This is a genomic window from Pseudocitrobacter faecalis (assembly GCF_965231525.1).
Taxonomy (GTDB): Bacteria; Pseudomonadota; Gammaproteobacteria; order Enterobacterales; family Enterobacteriaceae; genus Pseudocitrobacter; species Pseudocitrobacter faecalis.
This window is the reverse complement of the sequence record NZ_CBDDNJ010000002.1, coordinates 3632484-3650081: the sequence shown is the minus strand read 5'-3', so window position 1 is coordinate 3650081 and position 17598 is coordinate 3632484. Positions and strand designations below refer to the sequence as shown.

General features: G+C 55.9%; 15 protein-coding genes. All 15 read left to right on the top strand.

What is annotated here, in order from left to right; translation table 11 throughout:
- Window positions 1-85: 85 nt before the first annotated feature.
- The 15 genes from ilvI to ACOXYR_RS17730 all read left to right on the top strand — a co-directional run bounded on the left by ilvI (window position 86) and on the right by ACOXYR_RS17730 (window position 17598).
- Window positions 86-1810, top strand: coding sequence for an acetolactate synthase 3 large subunit (gene ilvI / locus ACOXYR_RS17800; protein WP_108475535.1), 1725 nt, complete (start codon window positions 86-88; stop codon window positions 1808-1810).
- 2 nt (window positions 1811-1812) lie between these two features.
- Window positions 1813-2304 (top strand): acetolactate synthase small subunit, encoded by a 492-nt coding sequence (gene ilvN / locus ACOXYR_RS17795; protein ID WP_015965932.1) that lies wholly within the window; start codon window positions 1813-1815, stop codon window positions 2302-2304.
- 177 nt (window positions 2305-2481) lie between these two features.
- Window positions 2482-3486 carry a catabolite repressor/activator gene (gene cra / locus ACOXYR_RS17790; protein WP_108475536.1) on the top strand — a complete coding sequence of 335 codons (1005 nt, stop codon included), beginning with the start codon at window positions 2482-2484 and terminating at the stop codon, window positions 3484-3486.
- Between the two features lie 590 nt (window positions 3487-4076).
- Window positions 4077-4535 carry a division/cell wall cluster transcriptional repressor MraZ gene (mraZ, locus tag ACOXYR_RS17785; protein WP_041686318.1) on the top strand — a complete coding sequence of 153 codons (459 nt, stop codon included), beginning with the start codon at window positions 4077-4079 and terminating at the stop codon, window positions 4533-4535.
- A 1-nt stretch (window position 4536) separates the two neighbouring features.
- Window positions 4537-5478 (top strand): 16S rRNA (cytosine(1402)-N(4))-methyltransferase RsmH, encoded by a 942-nt coding sequence (gene rsmH / locus ACOXYR_RS17780; protein WP_108475537.1) that lies wholly within the window; start codon window positions 4537-4539, stop codon window positions 5476-5478.
- Window positions 5475-5840: a cell division protein FtsL gene (gene ftsL, locus ACOXYR_RS17775; RefSeq protein ID WP_015965928.1), complete on the top strand. Its 366-nt coding sequence runs from the start codon at window positions 5475-5477 to the stop codon at window positions 5838-5840. The genes rsmH and ftsL overlap by 4 nt, the downstream gene beginning before the upstream one ends.
- A 15-nt stretch (window positions 5841-5855) precedes the next feature.
- On the top strand, window positions 5856-7622 hold the full coding sequence (gene ftsI / locus ACOXYR_RS17770; protein WP_108475538.1) for a peptidoglycan glycosyltransferase FtsI: 1767 nt from the start codon (window positions 5856-5858) through the stop codon (window positions 7620-7622).
- Entirely contained in the window at window positions 7609-9096 is a 1488-nt protein-coding gene (murE, locus tag ACOXYR_RS17765; RefSeq protein ID WP_421355790.1) for a UDP-N-acetylmuramoyl-L-alanyl-D-glutamate--2,6-diaminopimelate ligase, read from the top strand. Before ftsI ends, murE begins: the two co-directional genes overlap by 14 nt.
- The gene (gene murF, locus ACOXYR_RS17760; RefSeq protein ID WP_421355791.1) at window positions 9093-10451 is read left to right on the top strand and encodes a UDP-N-acetylmuramoyl-tripeptide--D-alanyl-D-alanine ligase; all 1359 of its coding nucleotides are present in this window, start codon (window positions 9093-9095) and stop codon (window positions 10449-10451) included. The genes murE and murF overlap by 4 nt, the downstream gene beginning before the upstream one ends.
- Window positions 10445-11527: a phospho-N-acetylmuramoyl-pentapeptide-transferase gene (gene mraY, locus ACOXYR_RS17755; protein ID WP_015965924.1), complete on the top strand. Its 1083-nt coding sequence runs from the start codon at window positions 10445-10447 to the stop codon at window positions 11525-11527. The genes murF and mraY overlap by 7 nt, the downstream gene beginning before the upstream one ends.
- A 2-nt stretch (window positions 11528-11529) precedes the next feature.
- Window positions 11530-12846: a UDP-N-acetylmuramoyl-L-alanine--D-glutamate ligase gene (murD, locus tag ACOXYR_RS17750; RefSeq protein ID WP_421355792.1), complete on the top strand. Its 1317-nt coding sequence runs from the start codon at window positions 11530-11532 to the stop codon at window positions 12844-12846.
- Window positions 12846-14090 (top strand): cell division protein FtsW, encoded by a 1245-nt coding sequence (ftsW, locus tag ACOXYR_RS17745; RefSeq protein ID WP_015965922.1) that lies wholly within the window; start codon window positions 12846-12848, stop codon window positions 14088-14090. Before murD ends, ftsW begins: the two co-directional genes overlap by 1 nt.
- Entirely contained in the window at window positions 14087-15154 is a 1068-nt protein-coding gene (gene murG / locus ACOXYR_RS17740; RefSeq protein WP_108475543.1) for an undecaprenyldiphospho-muramoylpentapeptide beta-N-acetylglucosaminyltransferase, read from the top strand. The genes ftsW and murG overlap by 4 nt, the downstream gene beginning before the upstream one ends.
- Before the next feature lie 55 nt (window positions 15155-15209).
- The gene (gene murC, locus ACOXYR_RS17735; protein ID WP_108475544.1) at window positions 15210-16685 is read left to right on the top strand and encodes a UDP-N-acetylmuramate--L-alanine ligase; all 1476 of its coding nucleotides are present in this window, start codon (window positions 15210-15212) and stop codon (window positions 16683-16685) included.
- Window positions 16678-17598 (top strand): D-alanine--D-alanine ligase, encoded by a 921-nt coding sequence (locus tag ACOXYR_RS17730; RefSeq protein WP_113858260.1) that lies wholly within the window; start codon window positions 16678-16680, stop codon window positions 17596-17598. The genes murC and ACOXYR_RS17730 overlap by 8 nt, the downstream gene beginning before the upstream one ends.

Genomic DNA, 17598 nt, shown 5'->3' with positions numbered 1-17598 from the left:
CTGCGCGGTCAGTTGGCTGACCGTGCGGCATGATTGCGCGGAAATGAGTTCTGCCATCATCAAAATATCAGCCTGGAGGCAAACCATGGAGATGTTGTCTGGCGCCGAGATGGTCGTCCGGTCGTTAATCGATCAGGGCGTGAAGCAGGTCTTTGGCTATCCTGGGGGCGCGGTCCTCGATATCTACGATGCGCTACATACTGTTGGCGGAATCGATCATGTGCTGGTGCGCCATGAGCAGGCGGCGGTACATATGGCGGATGGTCTTGCGCGCGCGACCGGCGAAGTGGGTGTGGTGCTGGTGACATCCGGGCCAGGCGCAACCAACGCGATTACCGGTATTGCCACCGCATATATGGACTCTATCCCGCTGGTGGTGCTTTCCGGTCAGGTGGCGACCTCGCTGATTGGCTATGACGCTTTCCAGGAGTGCGACATGGTGGGGATCTCCCGCCCGGTGGTGAAACACAGCTTCCTGGTGAAGCAGACGGAAGATATTCCGGGTGTGCTGAAAAAAGCCTTCTGGCTGGCGGCCAGCGGCCGCCCTGGCCCGGTCGTCGTGGATCTGCCAAAAGATATTCTCAACCCGGCGAATAAGCTGCCATATCACTATCCTGATTCGGTCAGCATGCGCTCCTATAACCCGACGACCACCGGGCATAAAGGGCAAATCAAGCGCGCGCTGCAAACGCTGGTCGCGGCCAAAAAACCGGTGGTTTACGTTGGCGGCGGGGCGGTCAACGCCGGGTGTCATGAACAGTTACGCACGCTTATTGAAAAACTGAATCTGCCGGTGGCGTCATCGCTGATGGGGCTCGGCGCATTTCCCGCCACGCATCAGCAGGCGCTGGGGATGCTGGGCATGCACGGCACGTACGAAGCCAACATGACGATGCACAATTCCGATGTCATCTTCGCCGTTGGCGTGCGCTTTGACGATCGCACCACCAACAATCTGGCGAAGTACTGCCCGGATGCCACCGTGCTGCACATTGATATCGATCCGACGTCGATCTCGAAAACCGTCGCAGCGGATATTCCGATCGTTGGCGATGCGCGGCTGGTGCTGGAGCAGATGCTGGAACTGTTGGATCAAGAAGATGCGCAGCAGCCGCTGGATGAGATCCGCGACTGGTGGCAACAGATCGAACAGTGGCGCGCGCGTCACTGCCTGAGCTACGACAAAAACAGCGATCAAATCAAACCACAGGCGGTCATCGAAACGATCTGGCGTCTGACAGAAGGTGAGGCTTACGTCACCTCTGACGTGGGGCAGCATCAGATGTTCGCCGCACTCTATTATCCCTTTGCCAAACCGCGCCGTTGGATCAACTCCGGCGGTCTCGGCACGATGGGCTTTGGCCTGCCCGCCGCGCTGGGCGTGAAAATGGCGCTGCCGGACGAAACGGTCATCTGCGTGACCGGTGATGGCAGTATTCAGATGAATATTCAGGAACTCTCCACCGCCTTGCAGTACAACCTGCCGGTGCTGGTGCTGAACCTGAATAACGGTTACCTCGGCATGGTGAAGCAGTGGCAGGACATGATCTATTCCGGTCGCCACTCACAATCCTATATGCAATCGTTACCGGATTTCGTGCGTCTGGCGGAAGCCTATGGGCACGTGGGGATCCGCATTACGACGCCTGATGAGCTGGAAAGCAAACTCGCGCAGGCGCTGGAGCAGGTGCGCAGTAACCGTCTGGTGTTTGTCGATGTGGCGGTTGATGGCAGTGAGCATGTCTATCCGATGCATATTCGCGGTGGCGGAATGGACGAGATGTGGTTGAGTAAAACGGAGAGAACCTGATTATGCGCCGGATATTATCTGTATTACTGGAAAACGAATCGGGCGCGTTGTCGCGCGTGATTGGCCTTTTCTCCCAGCGTGGCTACAACATTGAGAGCCTGACCGTTGCGCCAACCGATGATCCAACGCTTTCACGCATGACCATTCAAACGGTCGGCGATGACAAAGCCATTGAGCAGATTGAAAAGCAACTGCACAAGCTTGTGGATGTGTTACGGGTGAATGAAATCGGCCAGGGCGCGTACGTTGAGCGTGAAATTATGCTGGTGAAAGTGCAGGCCAGCGGATATGGGCGCGACGAAGTGAAACGCAACACGGAAATCTTCCGCGGGCAGATTATCGACGTCACGCCCTCTATTTATACCGTTCAACTGGCGGGCACCAGCGACAAGCTGGATGCCTTCCTCGCGTCGCTGCGCGATGTCGCCAGAATCGTTGAAGTGGCGCGTTCCGGTGTCGTGGGGCTGTCGCGTGGCGATAAGATCATGCGTTAGTGCAGAACTCATCCGTTTTACGTAGCCCAGCGTCGTGTTGGGCTTTTTTTTGCGAAACGGGCAGTAACTGCGAACAAAAGCTATTGCCGCTGCCAGGATTCTGCGGTTAGATGTTATAAATTTTATTCCATAATTTAACAATGGTTATGGATTGTACAAGTTAAGCAAGGGGCAATTGTGAAACTGGATGAAATCGCCCGGCTTGCCGGTGTGTCACGAACCACCGCCAGCTATGTGATTAACGGAAAGGCCAAGCAGTATCGCGTCAGTGATAAAACAGTCGAAAAAGTGATGGCAGTCGTGCGCGAGCATAACTACCATCCTAACGCCGTCGCTGCCGGATTACGTGCGGGACGCACGCGTTCCATCGGGCTGGTTATTCCCGACCTGGAAAACACCAGCTACACCCGCATTGCGAACTATCTTGAACGCCAGGCGCGCCAGCGCGGGTATCAGTTGTTGATCGCCTGCTCTGAAGACCAGCCCGACAACGAGATGCGCTGTATTGAGCATCTGCTGCAACGTCAGGTCGATGCCATTATCGTTTCCACTTCTCTGCCGCCGGAACATCCTTTCTATCAGCGTTGGGCGAATGACTCATTCCCCATCGTCGCACTGGATCGCGCGCTGGATCGCGAACATTTCACCAGCGTTGTCGGGGCCGATCAGGACGATGCTGAAATGCTGGCGGAAGAGCTGCGCAAATTCCCGGCAGAAACGGTTCTCTATTTAGGCGCATTACCGGAACTCTCTGTCAGCTTCCTGCGTGAGCAGGGCTTCCGTACCGCGTGGAAAGATGACCCTCGCGAAGTGCACTATCTTTATGCCAATAGTTATGAACGCGAAGCCGCGGCGGCGCTGTTTGAAAAGTGGCTGGAAACCCATCCCATGCCGGATGCGCTGTTCACAACGTCATTTGCCTTGTTGCAGGGCGTGATGGATGTCACGCTGCGTCGCGAAGGGAAGCTGCCTTCGGAACTGGCGATTGCGACCTTTGGCGATAATGAACTGCTCGATTTCCTGCAATGCCCGGTGCTTGCTGTGGCGCAGCGTCATCGCGATGTCGCCGAACGCGTGCTGGAGATTGTTCTGGCAAGCCTTGATGAACCGCGTAAACCGAAGCCAGGTCTGAGCCGTATCCGTCGTAACCTCTACCGTCGGGGTAGCCTGAGCCGTCGTTAATCCTGCTGGCGATAGAGCCTTAATATGTCTTTATCGCCAGATCATTAGCTACCTTATATTATTCAGAATAATCCTCATTTTTTTAAGGTTCTTATTTCATTTACCGCATTATCCGTTTGATACGCCGTCGATTAAGTAAATAGAAAGTAAAATTAACTCGATTATGAATTATTTTGTTACATTCACATCTGTGAATGCTGAAATAACAGCCACTTCTTCAGACCGTGCTCCGCGCCGCGCCACACAAGCCTTTTAAATACCGATAACGGACATAACAAGGACTGTTAACGGGCATCAGAATGTCCTAAAATGCCGTCCGCGTCGCAAACTGACACTTTATATATTCTATTGACGATATTTAGTGACCTTAAAATGTTACGAATCTGTTGAGTTTTTTTCTTACACATATTCATGACGTTAATTTGCCTCGACAGTAGTACGGAATTTAATCGGGGCTATTAATGGCCGCAAACAGTGGGTTTTTAAGCTCCGTTGGCATAGATGCTGGCTTGACAAGCTTTTCCTCTGCTCCGTAAACTCCTTCAGGTGGGAATTTGTGGGTTAAAGTGGCGAGAAGGGGTGAAGCTGGCATGTTCCGGGGGGCAACGTTAGTTAATCTCGACAGCAAAGGGCGTTTAGCCGTCCCTACCCGGTATCGGGATACGCTGATTGAGAACGCTACCGGTCAAATGGTGTGCACCATTGACATCCATCACCCATGCCTGTTGCTTTACCCCCTGCCCGAATGGGAAATCATCGAGCAAAAACTCTCGCGTTTGTCGAGCATGAATCCCGCAGAGCGCCGCGTACAGCGGTTGTTGTTAGGGCATGCCAGCGAATGCCAAATGGATAACGCGGGGCGACTCTTGATCGCACCGGTTTTACGGCAACATGCCGGATTGACAAAAGAAGTGATGCTGGTCGGGCAGTTCAATAAGTTTGAACTGTGGGATGAAACGACCTGGTATCAACGGGTCAGGGAAGATATCGACGCTGAGCAAACCGCTTCAGACGCGCTTTCGGAACGGTTGCAGGATTTGTCCTTATAAAATGATGGAAACTTTTAAACATAAAACGGTACTGCTGGACGACGCCGTCAACGGCCTGAATATTCGTCCGGATGGTATCTACATTGATGGTACTTTTGGTCGCGGTGGCCATTCGCGTCTTATCCTCTCGCAGCTTGGCGAGCAGGGTCGACTGCTGGCTATCGATCGCGACCCGCAGGCTATTGCCGTCGCAAACACCATTGATGATCCTCGCTTCTCCATCATTCATGGGCCTTTCTCCGCGTTGGCTGATTATGTTAGTGAGCGCGAACTTACAGGCAAGATCGACGGTATTCTGCTCGATCTTGGTGTCTCATCACCGCAGCTTGACGATGCTGAGCGCGGCTTCTCTTTCATGCGCGACGGGCCGCTGGATATGCGCATGGATCCAACGCGTGGCCAGTCTGCCGCCGAGTGGCTGCAAACAGCGGACGAAGCGGATATCGCCTGGGTGATTAAAACCTACGGCGAAGAACGTTTCGGCAAGCGTATTGCTCGCGCCATCGTTGAACGTAACCGCATTGAACCCATGACCCGCACCAAAGAACTGGCGGAAGTGGTGGCGGCGGCGATGCCGGTGAAAGACAAATTCAAACATCCCGCGACCCGTACCTTCCAGGCGGTGCGCATCTGGGTAAACAGTGAACTGGAGGAGATAGAGCAGGCGCTAAAAGGCTCGCTCGACGTGCTGGCCCCGGGTGGGCGGCTGTCGATTATCAGTTTCCACTCGCTGGAAGACCGTATTGTGAAGCGCTTTATGCGCGAACAAAGCCGCGGTCCGCAGGTTCCGGCAGGGTTACCGATGACCGAAGAGCAACTCAGGAAACTGGGTGGCCGTCATTTGCGAGCATTAGGCAAGTTGATGCCGGGCGAAGAAGAAGTGGCTGAAAATCCACGTGCCCGTAGTTCAGTGCTGCGTATCGCAGAAAGGACGAACGCATGATCAGCAGAGTGACAGAAGCCCTAAGCAAAGTTAAGGGATCGATTGGAAGTAACGAGCGCCATGCCTTGCCTGGCGTCATCGGAGACGATCTTTTGCGGTTTGGGAAGCTGCCACTCTGCCTGTTCATTTGCATCATTGTTACGGCTGTCACCGTGGTGACGACGGCGCACCATACCCGTTTGTTAACCGCGCAGCGTGAGCAGCTGGTGCTGGAACGTGATGCGCTGGATATCGAATGGCGCAACCTGATTTTAGAAGAGAACGCCCTCGGCGATCATAGCCGGGTTGAGCGTATCGCCACGGAAAAGTTGCAAATGCAACATGTTGATCCGTCAAAAGAAAATATAGTTGTACAGAAATAAGGATTATCGCAACGCATGAAAGCAGCGGGAAAGACGCTTAAACCAAAACGTCAGGAAGAACAGGCCAACTTTATCAGTTGGCGTTTTGCGTTGCTGTGCGGCTGTATTCTGGTGGCTCTCGGCTTCCTGCTGGGACGTGTTGCCTGGTTGCAGATAATCAACCCGGATATGCTGGTGCGCCAGGGCGATATGCGCTCCCTGCGCGTTCAGGAAGTGTCAACTTCTCGCGGCATGATCACCGATCGTTCTGGCCGTCCGCTGGCGGTGAGCGTACCGGTAAAAGCGATTTGGGCCGACCCGAAAGAAGTGCATGATGCGGGTGGCGTGAGCGTGGGCGATCGCTGGAATGCGCTCTCCACCGCGCTGAATCTGCCGCTGGATCAACTGGCGAGCCGTATCAATGCTAACCCGAAAGGGCGCTTTATCTACCTTGCTCGCCAGGTTAACCCTGACATGGCGGACTACATCAAAAAACTCAAACTGCCGGGCATTCATCTGCGCGAAGAGTCGCGCCGTTACTATCCGTCAGGCGAAGTTACCTCTCATCTCATTGGCTTCACTAACGTCGATAGCCAGGGGATCGAAGGCGTCGAAAAGAGCTTTGATAAATGGCTGACCGGGCAACCGGGCGAACGTATCGTGCGTAAAGACCGCTACGGGCGCGTTATCGAGGATATCTCCTCAACGGATAGCCAGGCGGCGCACAACCTTGCGTTGAGTATCGATGAACGCTTACAGGCGCTGGTGTACCGCGAACTGAACAACGCCGTGGCGTTTAACAAAGCGGAATCGGGCAGTGCAGTGCTGGTGGATGTAAACACGGGCGAAGTGCTGGCGATGGCGAACAGCCCATCCTATAACCCGAACAACTTCTCCGGCACGGCTAAAGACACCATGCGTAACCGCGCCATTACCGACGTGTTTGAACCGGGTTCAACGGTTAAACCGATGGTGGTGATGACCGCCTTACAGCGTGGCGTGGTGCGCGAAAACACCGTGCTGAATACCATTCCTTACCGGATTAACGGCCACGAAATTAAAGACGTGGCGCGCTACAGCGAATTGACCCTGACCGGGGTACTACAGAAGTCGAGTAACGTCGGTGTTTCCAAGCTGGCGTTAGCGATGCCGTCCTCAGCGTTAGTAGAGACTTACTCACGTTTTGGATTGGGAAAAGCGACCAATTTGGGGTTGGTCGGAGAACGCAGTGGCTTATATCCTCAAAAACAACGGTGGTCTGACATAGAGAGGGCCACCTTCTCTTTCGGCTACGGGCTAATGGTAACGCCGTTACAGTTAGCGCGAGTCTACGCAACGATAGGCAGCTACGGGATTTACCGCCCGCTGTCGATAACCAAAGTTGACCCCCCGGTTCCTGGCGAACGTATTTTCCCGGAATCCATTGTACGTACCGTGGTTCACATGATGGAAAGCGTGGCGCTGCCTGGCGGCGGCGGCGTGAAAGCAGCGATCAAAGGCTATCGCATCGCCATCAAAACCGGTACGGCGAAAAAAGTGGGGCCAGACGGGCGTTACATCAACAAATATATTGCTTACACCGCGGGCGTTGCGCCAGCCAGCCAGCCGCGTTTCGCGCTGGTGGTGGTCATCAACGACCCGCAGGCAGGTAAATACTACGGCGGCGCCGTTTCCGCGCCGGTCTTCGGTGCCATCATGGGCGGCGTTCTGCGCACCATGAACATCGAGCCGGATGCGCTGGCAACGGGCGAAAAAAGTGAATTTGTGATTAATCAAGGCGAGGGAACAGGTGGCAGATCGTAATTTGCGCGACCTTCTCGCTCCATGGGTGCCAAATGCGCCGGAGCGAGCACTGCGAGAGATGACACTCGACAGCCGTGTGGCTGCATCGGGCGATCTCTTCGTAGCGGTGGTAGGTCATCAGGCGGACGGGCGTCGTTATATCCCGCAGGCAATTGCGCAAGGTGTAGCTGCCATTATAGCCGAGGCAAAAGATGAAGCGACCGATGGCGAAATCCGTGAAATGCACGGCGTCCCGGTTATCTACCTCAGCCAGTTAACGGAGCGTTTATCGGCTCTGGCCGGGCGCTTTTACCATGAACCCTCTGACCGTTTGCGCCTTGTGGGCGTGACCGGAACCAACGGTAAAACCACTACCACCCAACTTCTGGCGCAGTGGGGGCAATTGCTGGGCGAAACCAGCGCGGTGATGGGTACGGTCGGTAACGGCCTGCTGGGTAAAGTGATCCCAACAGAAAATACCACCGGTTCAGCGGTTGATGTTCAGCATGTACTCTCCGGCCTGGCAGACCAGGGCGCGACGCTTGCGGCAATGGAAGTCTCTTCCCACGGTCTGGTACAGCATCGTGTGGCGGCGTTGAAATTTGTGGCTTCTGTATTTACCAACCTGAGCCGCGATCACCTTGATTATCACGGTGATATGGAACATTACGAAGCGGCGAAATGGCTGCTCTACTCCACGCACCACTGCGGTCAGGCGATTGTTAACGCCGACGACGAAGTGGGCCGTCGCTGGCTGGCAAAACTGCCGGACGCGGTTGCGGTGTCGATGGAAGACCACATCAACCCGAATTGCCACGGGCGCTGGTTAAAAGCGACCGAGGTGAACTATCACGACAGCGGCGCAACCATCCGTTTCAGCTCAAGTTGGGGTAACGGTGAAATCGAAAGCCGTCTGATGGGCGCATTCAACGTCAGCAACCTGTTGCTGGCGCTGGCTACACTGCTGGCACTGGGTTATCCGCTGGCGGAACTGTTGAAAACCGCGTCCAGCCTGCAACCGGTTTGCGGGCGTATGGAAGTGTTTAGCGCGCCGGGTAAACCGACAGTCGTTGTTGATTACGCTCACACGCCGGATGCACTGGAAAAAGCGCTCGAAGCGGCGCGTCTGCACTGCGCTGGCAAGCTTTGGTGCGTCTTTGGCTGCGGTGGCGATCGTGATAAAGGCAAACGTCCGCTGATGGGCGCGATTGCCGAGCAGTTTGCGGATATCGCGGTCGTTACCGATGACAACCCGCGTACCGAAGAGCCGCGAGCCATCATCAACGACATTCTGGCGGGCATGCTTGATGCCGGCCACGCCAAAGTGGTGGAAGGACGTGCGCAAGCGGTCACTAACGCCATCATGCAGGCGAAGCCTGATGATCTGGTGTTGCTGGCCGGTAAAGGCCATGAAGATTATCAAATTGTCGGCACTCAACATCTCGACTATTCCGACCGTGTAACCGCAGCGCGTCTGCTGGGAGTGATCGCATGATTAGCGTAACGCTTAGCGAACTGGCAGGCATCCTGCACGGGGAACTGAACGGGTCTGACCTGCGTATCGACGATGTCACCACCGATACGCGTAAATTAACACCAGGCTGCCTGTTTGTGGCGCTGAAGGGCGAGCGTTTCGATGCCCACGATTTCGTTGAAAAAGCGAAAGAGGGTGGGGCGGGCGCGCTGTTAGTCAGCCGTAAACTGGATATCGACCTGCCGCAACTGGTGGTGAAAGATACCCGTCTGGCGTTTGGTGAACTGGCGGCATGGGTTCGCCAGCAGGTGCCAACGCGCGTTGTCGCGCTGACCGGCTCCTCCGGCAAAACGTCGGTAAAAGAGATGACCGCCGCCATTCTTAGCCAGTGCGGCAACACGCTGTATACCGCGGGCAACCTCAATAATGACATCGGTGTGCCGATGACATTGCTGCGCCTGACGAAAGAACACGAATACGCGGTGATTGAACTGGGGGCTAACCATCAGGGTGAAATCGCCTGGACGGTGAGCCTGACTCGCCCGGAAGCGGCGCTGGTGAACAACCTCGCGGCAGCACATTTAGAAGGGTTCGGTTCGCTGGCAGGTGTGGCGAAAGCCAAGGGTGAGATTTTCACCGGCCTACCGGTTAACGGCATCGCGATTCTGAATGCCGACAACAACGACTGGCTGAACTGGCAGTCGATTATTGGCTCGCGCAAAGTGTGGCGCTTTTCGCCGAATGCGGCGAACAGCGATTTCACGGCCACCAATATCCACGTCACCAGCCATGGCACAGAATTTACGCTGCAAACGCCAACCGGTGATGTCGACGTACTGCTGCCGCTGCCGGGTCGCCACAACATCGCCAACGCGCTGGCCGCCACGGCACTGGCGATGGCGGTAGGTGCAGACTTAAACGCGGTGAAAGCCGGGCTGGCGAAGCTGACTTCCGTTCCGGGGCGTCTGTTCCCCATTCACCTGAGCGACACCCAACTGCTGCTCGACGACTCCTACAACGCCAACGTCGGTTCGATGACCGCCGCGGTGCAGGTGCTCGAAGAGATGCCGGGTTATCGCGTGCTGGTGGTTGGCGATATGGCCGAACTGGGTGCGGAAAGCGAAGCGTGCCACATACAGGTTGGCGAAGCCGCGAAAACGGCGGGCATCGATAAAGTCTTAAGCGTTGGTGAATTAAGTCAGGCAATCAGTTCTGCCAGCGGCGTCGGCGAGCATTTCACCGACAAAGCAGCAGCCATTGCGCGCCTTAAAACGCTCATTAATGAACAGCAAACCCTCACCATTCTGGTGAAAGGATCACGTAGTGCCGCCATGGAAGAGGTAGTACGCGCATTACAGGAGAACGGGACATGTTAGTTTGGCTGGCCGAACATTTGGTCAAATATTATTCCGGCTTTAACGTCTTTTCCTATCTGACGTTTCGCGCCATTGTCAGCCTGCTGACCGCGCTGTTCATCTCATTGTGGATGGGCCCGCGCATGATCGCCCATTTGCAGAAACTCTCCTTCGGCCAGGTCGTGCGTAACGACGGCCCGGAATCGCACTTCAGTAAACGCGGCACGCCGACAATGGGTGGGATCATGATCCTCACCGCGATTGTGGTTTCCGTGCTGCTGTGGGCTTATCCGTCCAACCCGTACGTCTGGTGTGTGCTGGTGGTGCTGGTGGGCTACGGCATTATTGGTTTTGTCGATGACTATCGCAAAGTTGTCCGTAAAGACACTAAAGGCCTGATTGCGCGCTGGAAATATTTCTGGATGTCGGTGATTGCGCTGGGCGTAGCGTTCGCGCTGTATCTGGCCGGCAAAGATACTCCCGCCACCCAACTGGTGGTGCCGTTCTTTAAAGATGTGATGCCTCAGTTGGGGCTGTTCTACATTTTGCTGGCCTATTTCGTCGTGGTTGGCACCGGTAACGCGGTTAACCTGACGGATGGTCTGGATGGCTTAGCGATTATGCCAACCGTCTTTGTTGCCGGTGGTTTCGCGCTGGTGGCCTGGGCGACCGGTAACATGAACTTCGCTAACTATCTGCATATTCCTTATCTGCGGCATGCGGGGGAGTTGGTTATCGTCTGCACTGCGATTGTCGGGGCGGGGTTGGGCTTCCTGTGGTTTAACACCTATCCGGCGCAGGTCTTTATGGGCGACGTCGGTTCGCTGGCGCTGGGCGGCGCGCTGGGCATTATCGCCGTGCTGCTGCGTCAGGAATTCCTGCTGGTGATTATGGGCGGCGTGTTTGTGGTTGAAACGCTGTCGGTAATTTTGCAGGTCGGTTCCTTCAAGCTGCGCGGTCAGCGCATCTTCCGTATGGCACCGATTCATCACCACTATGAACTGAAAGGCTGGCCGGAACCGCGCGTTATTGTGCGCTTCTGGATTATTTCGCTGATGCTGGTCCTGATCGGCCTGGCTACGCTGAAGGTGCGTTAATCATGGCAGATTACCAGGGTAAAAATGTTGTCATTATCGGTCTTGGTTTGACCGGGCTCTCCTGCGTCGATTTCTTCATGGCGCGTGGCGTAACGCCGCGCGTGATGGATACGCGAGCCACTCCCCCTGGGCTGGATAAACTGCCGGAAGAGGTTGAGCGTTACGTTGGTAGTCTGAATGATGACTGGTTGCTGGCTGCGGATTTGATTGTCGCCAGCCCCGGCATCGCGCTGGCGCACCCGTCTCTGAGCGCAGCGGCTGACGCTGGCGTCGAGATAGTAGGTGATATCGAACTCTTCTGCCGTGAAGCGCAAGCGCCGATTGTGGCCATTACTGGTTCAAACGGCAAAAGTACCGTCACCACGCTGGTCGGCGAAATGGCGAAAGCGGCGGGCGTAAACGTCGGTGTTGGCGGCAATATTGGTTTGCCCGCACTGATGCTGCTTGACCCGGCGCGTGAACTTTATGTTCTGGAGCTTTCAAGCTTCCAACTGGAAACCACGTCCAGCCTGCAGGCTGCGGCGGCAACCATTCTTAACGTCACTGAAGATCATATGGACCGCTATCCGTTTGGCCTGCAGCAATATCGTGCTGCCAAACTGCGCGTCTATGAAAATGCCAAAACCTGCGTGGTGAACGCTGATGATGCGTTGACCATGCCGATTCGCGGCGCGGATGAGCGCTGCGTGAGCTTTGGCGTCGATGTCGGGGATTACCACCTGAATCGCCAGCAGGGTGAAACCTGGCTGCGTGTAAAAGGTGAAAAAGTTCTCAACGTCAAAGAGATGACCCTCACCGGCCAGCATAATTACAGTAATGCGCTGGCGGCATTGGCGCTGGCGGATGCTGTTGGCCTGCCGCGAGCCAGTAGCCTGAAGGCGTTGACCACCTTCGCTGGGCTGGCGCATCGTTTCCAGGTGGTGCTGAATCACAATGGCGTTCGCTGGATCAACGACTCAAAAGCGACCAATGTCGGCAGTACGGAAGCCGCGCTGAACGGCTTACACGTTGACGGCACGCTCTGGCTGCTGCTGGGGGGCGACGGGAAATCCGCTGATTTCAGCCCGCTGGCTCGCTACCTGACCGGGGATAATATTCGTCTTTACTGCTTTGGCCGCGACGGTAGCGAGCTTGCCGCGTTACGCCCGGAGATCGCCACCGAAACGGAGACGATGGAACAGGCCATGCGCGCCATTGCGCCGCAACTGAAAGCGGGGGATATGGTGCTGCTGTCACCGGCTTGCGCCAGCCTCGATCAGTTTAAAAGCTTTGAGCAACGCGGCGACGTGTTTGCACGACTGGCGAAGGAGTTAGGTTGATGCGTTTATCCCTCCCGCGCCTGAAAATGCCTCGCCTGCCAGGATTTTTCATCCTGGCGTGGGTATTTGCCGCGCTGAAAGGCTGGGTGATGGGCTCCCGGGCACAGGATAACGACAGTCTGGTGATGTACGATCGCACCCTGCTGTGGCTAACCTTCGGCCTGGCGGCGATCGGTTTCATTATGGTGACCTCGGCATCCATGCCGGTTGGTCAGCGTCTGGCGAACGATCCTTTCCTGTTCGCCAAACGTGATGGTCTCTACATCGTTCTGGCGTTTGCGCTGGCCATGATTACGTTACGCCTGCCGATGGAGTTCTGGCAGCGCTACAGCACCTCGATGCTGATTGCGTCTATCGTCATGCTGTTGATTGTTCTGGTCGTCGGTAGCTCGGTTAACGGGGCATCGCGCTGGATTGCCTTCGGCCCGCTGCGTATTCAGCCGGCGGAGTTCACCAAGTTGTCTCTGTTCTGCTACATCGCCAACTACCTGGTGCGTAAAGCCGACGAAGTACGTAACAACCTGCGCGGCTTCTTAAAGCCGATGGGCGTCATTTTCGTGCTGGCGATTTTACTGCTGGCACAGCCGGATCTCGGTACGGTCGTTGTACTGTTCGTCACGACGCTTGCGATGCTGTTCCTGGCTGGCGCGAAGCTGTGGCAGTTCATCGCCATTATTGGGATGGGGATTTCGGCAGTGGTTCTGCTGATCCTCGCCGAGCCATACCGTATTCGTCGTGTGACCTCGTTCTGGAACCCGTGGGAAGATCCGTTTGGTAGTGGTTACCAGCTTACCCAATCACTGATGGCTTTTGGTCGCGGTGAAATGTGGGGGCAGGGACTGGGCAACTCGGTGCAAAAACTGGAGTATCTGCCGGAAGCGCATACCGACTTCATCTTCGCCATTATCGGCGAGGAACTCGGTTATATCGGTGTGGTACTGGCGCTTTTAATGGTATTCTTCGTCGCTTTCCGCGCGATGTCCATTGGGCGTAAAGCGCTGGAACTCAACCAGCGATTCGCCGGTTTTCTGGCCTGCGCCATTGGCGTGTGGTTTAGCTTCCAGGCGCTGGTAAACGTCGGCGCGGCAGCCGGTATGCTGCCGACTAAAGGTCTGACACTGCCACTTATCAGTTACGGTGGTTCCAGTCTGCTGATTATGTCGACGGCAATTATGTTCTTGTTACGTATAGATTATGAAACACGTCTGGAAAAAGCCCAGGCGTTTACCCGAGGTTCCAGATGAGCGGTGAAACGAAGCGGTTAATGGTGATGGCAGGCGGTACCGGCGGGCATGTGTTCCCCGGGCTGGCGGTTGCGCACCATTTAATGGACCAGGGCTGGCAAGTACGCTGGCTGGGTACCGCTGATCGTATGGAAGCGGATCTCGTGCCGAAACACGGTATCGAAATCGACTTTATTCGTATTTCTGGCTTGCGTGGCAAAGGTGTAAAAGCGTTACTGCTCGCGCCGCTGCGCATCTTTAATGCCTGGCGTCAGGCGCGCGCCATCATGAAACGCTTTAAGCCAGATGTCGTATTGGGCATGGGGGGCTATGTTTCTGGCCCGGGCGGTCTGGCGGCGTGGTCGCTGGGGATTCCCGTCGTGCTGCATGAACAGAATGGCATTGCTGGCCTGACCAACAAATGGCTGGCGAAGATCGCGAAAACCGTGATGCAGGCGTTTCCCGGCGCATTTCCTGATGCGGAAGTGGTGGGAAACCCGGTTCGCGTCGATGTGCTGGCGCTGCCGCTGCCGGAGCAGCGTCTGGCGGGGCGCGAAGGCCCGGTACGTGTTCTGGTGGTTGGCGGCTCTCAGGGCGCGCGCATCCTGAATCAGACCATGCCACAGGTGGCGTCGAAGCTGGGCGAAACCATAACCATCTGGCATCAGAGCGGTAAAGGCGCGCAGCAAACCGTCGAGCAGGCATATGAAGAAGCGGGTGAGCCGCAGCATAAAGTTACCGAGTTTATCGATGATATGGCTGCTGCATATGCCTGGGCTGATGTGGTGGTGTGCCGTTCCGGCGCGCTGACCGTCAGCGAAATCGCGGCGGCAGGCCTGCCAGCTATCTTTGTGCCGTTCCAGCATAAAGACAGACAGCAGTACTGGAATGCGCTGCCGCTTGAACAAGCTGGTGCGGCGAAGATTTATGAGCAACCGCAGTTTACCGCTGAAGCGGTTGCCACCACGCTCGAACGATGGGACCGCAAAACGCTGCTGGAAATGGCAGAACGCGCACGCGCGGCGGCTATCCCGGATGCAACCGAGCGAGTAGCAAAAGCAGTAAGCCTGGCAGCTCAGGCTTAACCCTCGCGGCGCGCGTTGCGCTGCACGAATTTTAGAAGTCGATGGCGTTGAGAGAATGAATACACAACAACTGGCGAAACTGCGTTCCATAGTGCCCGAGATGCGTCGCGTCCGGCACATTCACTTTGTGGGTATCGGCGGTGCCGGTATGGGCGGTATCGCCGAAGTTCTGGCCAACGAAGGTTATCAGATCAGCGGTTCCGATTTGGCGCCGAACCCGGTCACGCAGCAGTTGTCGCAGCTGGGCGCCACAATCTACTTTAACCACCGCCCGGAAAACGTCCGCGATGCGAGCGTGGTTGTGGTCTCCACGGCAATTTCTGCTGATAACCCGGAAATTGTTGCTGCCCATGAAGCGCGTATTCCGGTGATTCGCCGCGCTGAAATGCTGGCTGAACTGATGCGTTTTCGTCACGGCATCGCCATTGCCGGGACACACGGTAAAACGACCACCACCGCGATGGTCTCCAGTATTTATGCGGAAGCCGGGCTGGACCCGACTTTCGTGAACGGCGGTCTGGTAAAAGCCGCAGGCGTGCATGCGCGTCTGGGCCACAGCCGTTACCTGATTGCGGAAGCGGATGAGAGCGATGCGTCGTTCCTGCATCTGCAACCGATGGTGGCGATTGTCACCAATATTGAAGCCGACCACATGGATACTTACCAGGGCGACTTCGAGAATTTGAAGCAGACGTTTATCAACTTCCTGCACAACCTGCCGTTTTACGGCCGTGCAGTGATGTGTGTGGATGATCCGGTGATCCGCGAGCTGCTGCCGCGTGTAGGCCGTCAAACCACCACTTACGGTTTTAGCGATGATGCAGATGTGCGCGTTGAAGATTATCAGCAGGTGGGGCCGCAAGGGCACTTCACGCTGGTGCGTCAGGATAAAGAAAACCTGCACGTCACGCTGAATGCGCCGGGTCGCCACAATGCGCTGAACGCCGCCGCCGCCGTTGCGGTTGCTACAGAAGAGGGCATTGATGACGATGCCATTCTGCGCGCGCTGGAAAGTTTCCAGGGCACAGGCCGCCGCTTCGATTTCCTCGGCGAATATCCGCTGGACGAGGTGAACGGCAAAGCGGGTACTGCGATGCTGGTAGATGACTACGGCCATCACCCGACGGAAGTGGATGCCACCATTAAAGCCGCGCGCGCGGGCTGGCCGGATAAAAATCTGGTGATGGTATTCCAGCCGCACCGTTATACCCGTACGCGCGACCTGTACGATGATTTTGCCAACGTGCTGACGCAGGTTGATGCGCTGCTGATGCTGGATGTGTATCCGGCTGGCGAAGCACCGATTCCGGGCGCGGACAGCCGCTCGCTGTGCCGTACGATTCGCGGTCGCGGTAAAGTTGATCCGATTCTGGTCTCCGACCCGGCTCAGGTCGCTGAAATGCTGGCACCAGTGCTGACGGGTAACGACTTAGTGCTGATTCAGGGCGCTGGAAATATCGGCAAAATCGCGCGTAACTTAGCTGAAATCAAACTCAAGCCGCAAACACAGGAGGAAGAGCGTCATGGCTGATAAAATCGCTGTCCTTCTGGGCGGCACCTCCGCAGAGCGTGAGGTTTCGCTGAACTCCGGGGCTGCCGTGCTGGCTGGCCTGCGTGAGGCGGGTGTCGATGCGCATCCGGTCGACCCGAAAGAGGTTGATGTTACCCAGCTGAAAAACATGGGTTTTCAGAAAGCGTTTATTGCACTTCATGGCCGAGGCGGGGAAGATGGCACGCTACAGGGTTTACTGGAACTGTTAAAGCTCCCCTATACCGGCAGCGGCGTGATGGCATCGGCCATTTCTATGGACAAACTGCGCAGCAAACTGCTGTGGCAGGGCGCGGGTTTACCGGTCGCGCCATGGGTGGCGATCACGCGAAAAGAATTTGAATTAGGGCTTAATGACCAAGTAAAACAGCAACTTACAGCGCTTGGATTGCCGCTCATCGTTAAGCCGAGCCGTGAAGGCTCAAGCGTTGGGATGTCAAAAGTTAACGAGAGTGGTGATTTGACCCAGGCGTTAACGCTGGCGTTTCAACATGATGAAGAAGTTCTGGTGGAGAAATGGCTCAGTGGCCCCGAATTCACCGTTGCGGTGCTCGGAGAAGAAATTTTACCGTCAATTCGCATCCAACCTGCCGGAACCTTCTATGATTATGATGCGAAGTATCTCTCTGATGAGACGAAGTATTTCTGTCCTGGTTGTGAAGATAACGCTCAGGAAGCGGCAATGCAGTCTTTGGTGTCAAAAGCATGGACTGTTCTTGGCTGCCATGGCTGGGGGCGAATTGACGTAATGCAGGACAGTGACGGGCAGCTTTATCTCCTTGAGGCAAATACCTCGCCGGGGATGACCAGCCATAGTCTGGTGCCGATGGCGGCGCGTCAGGCGGGAATGAGCTTCTCGCAACTGGTAGTACGAATTCTGGACCTGGCGGGGTGA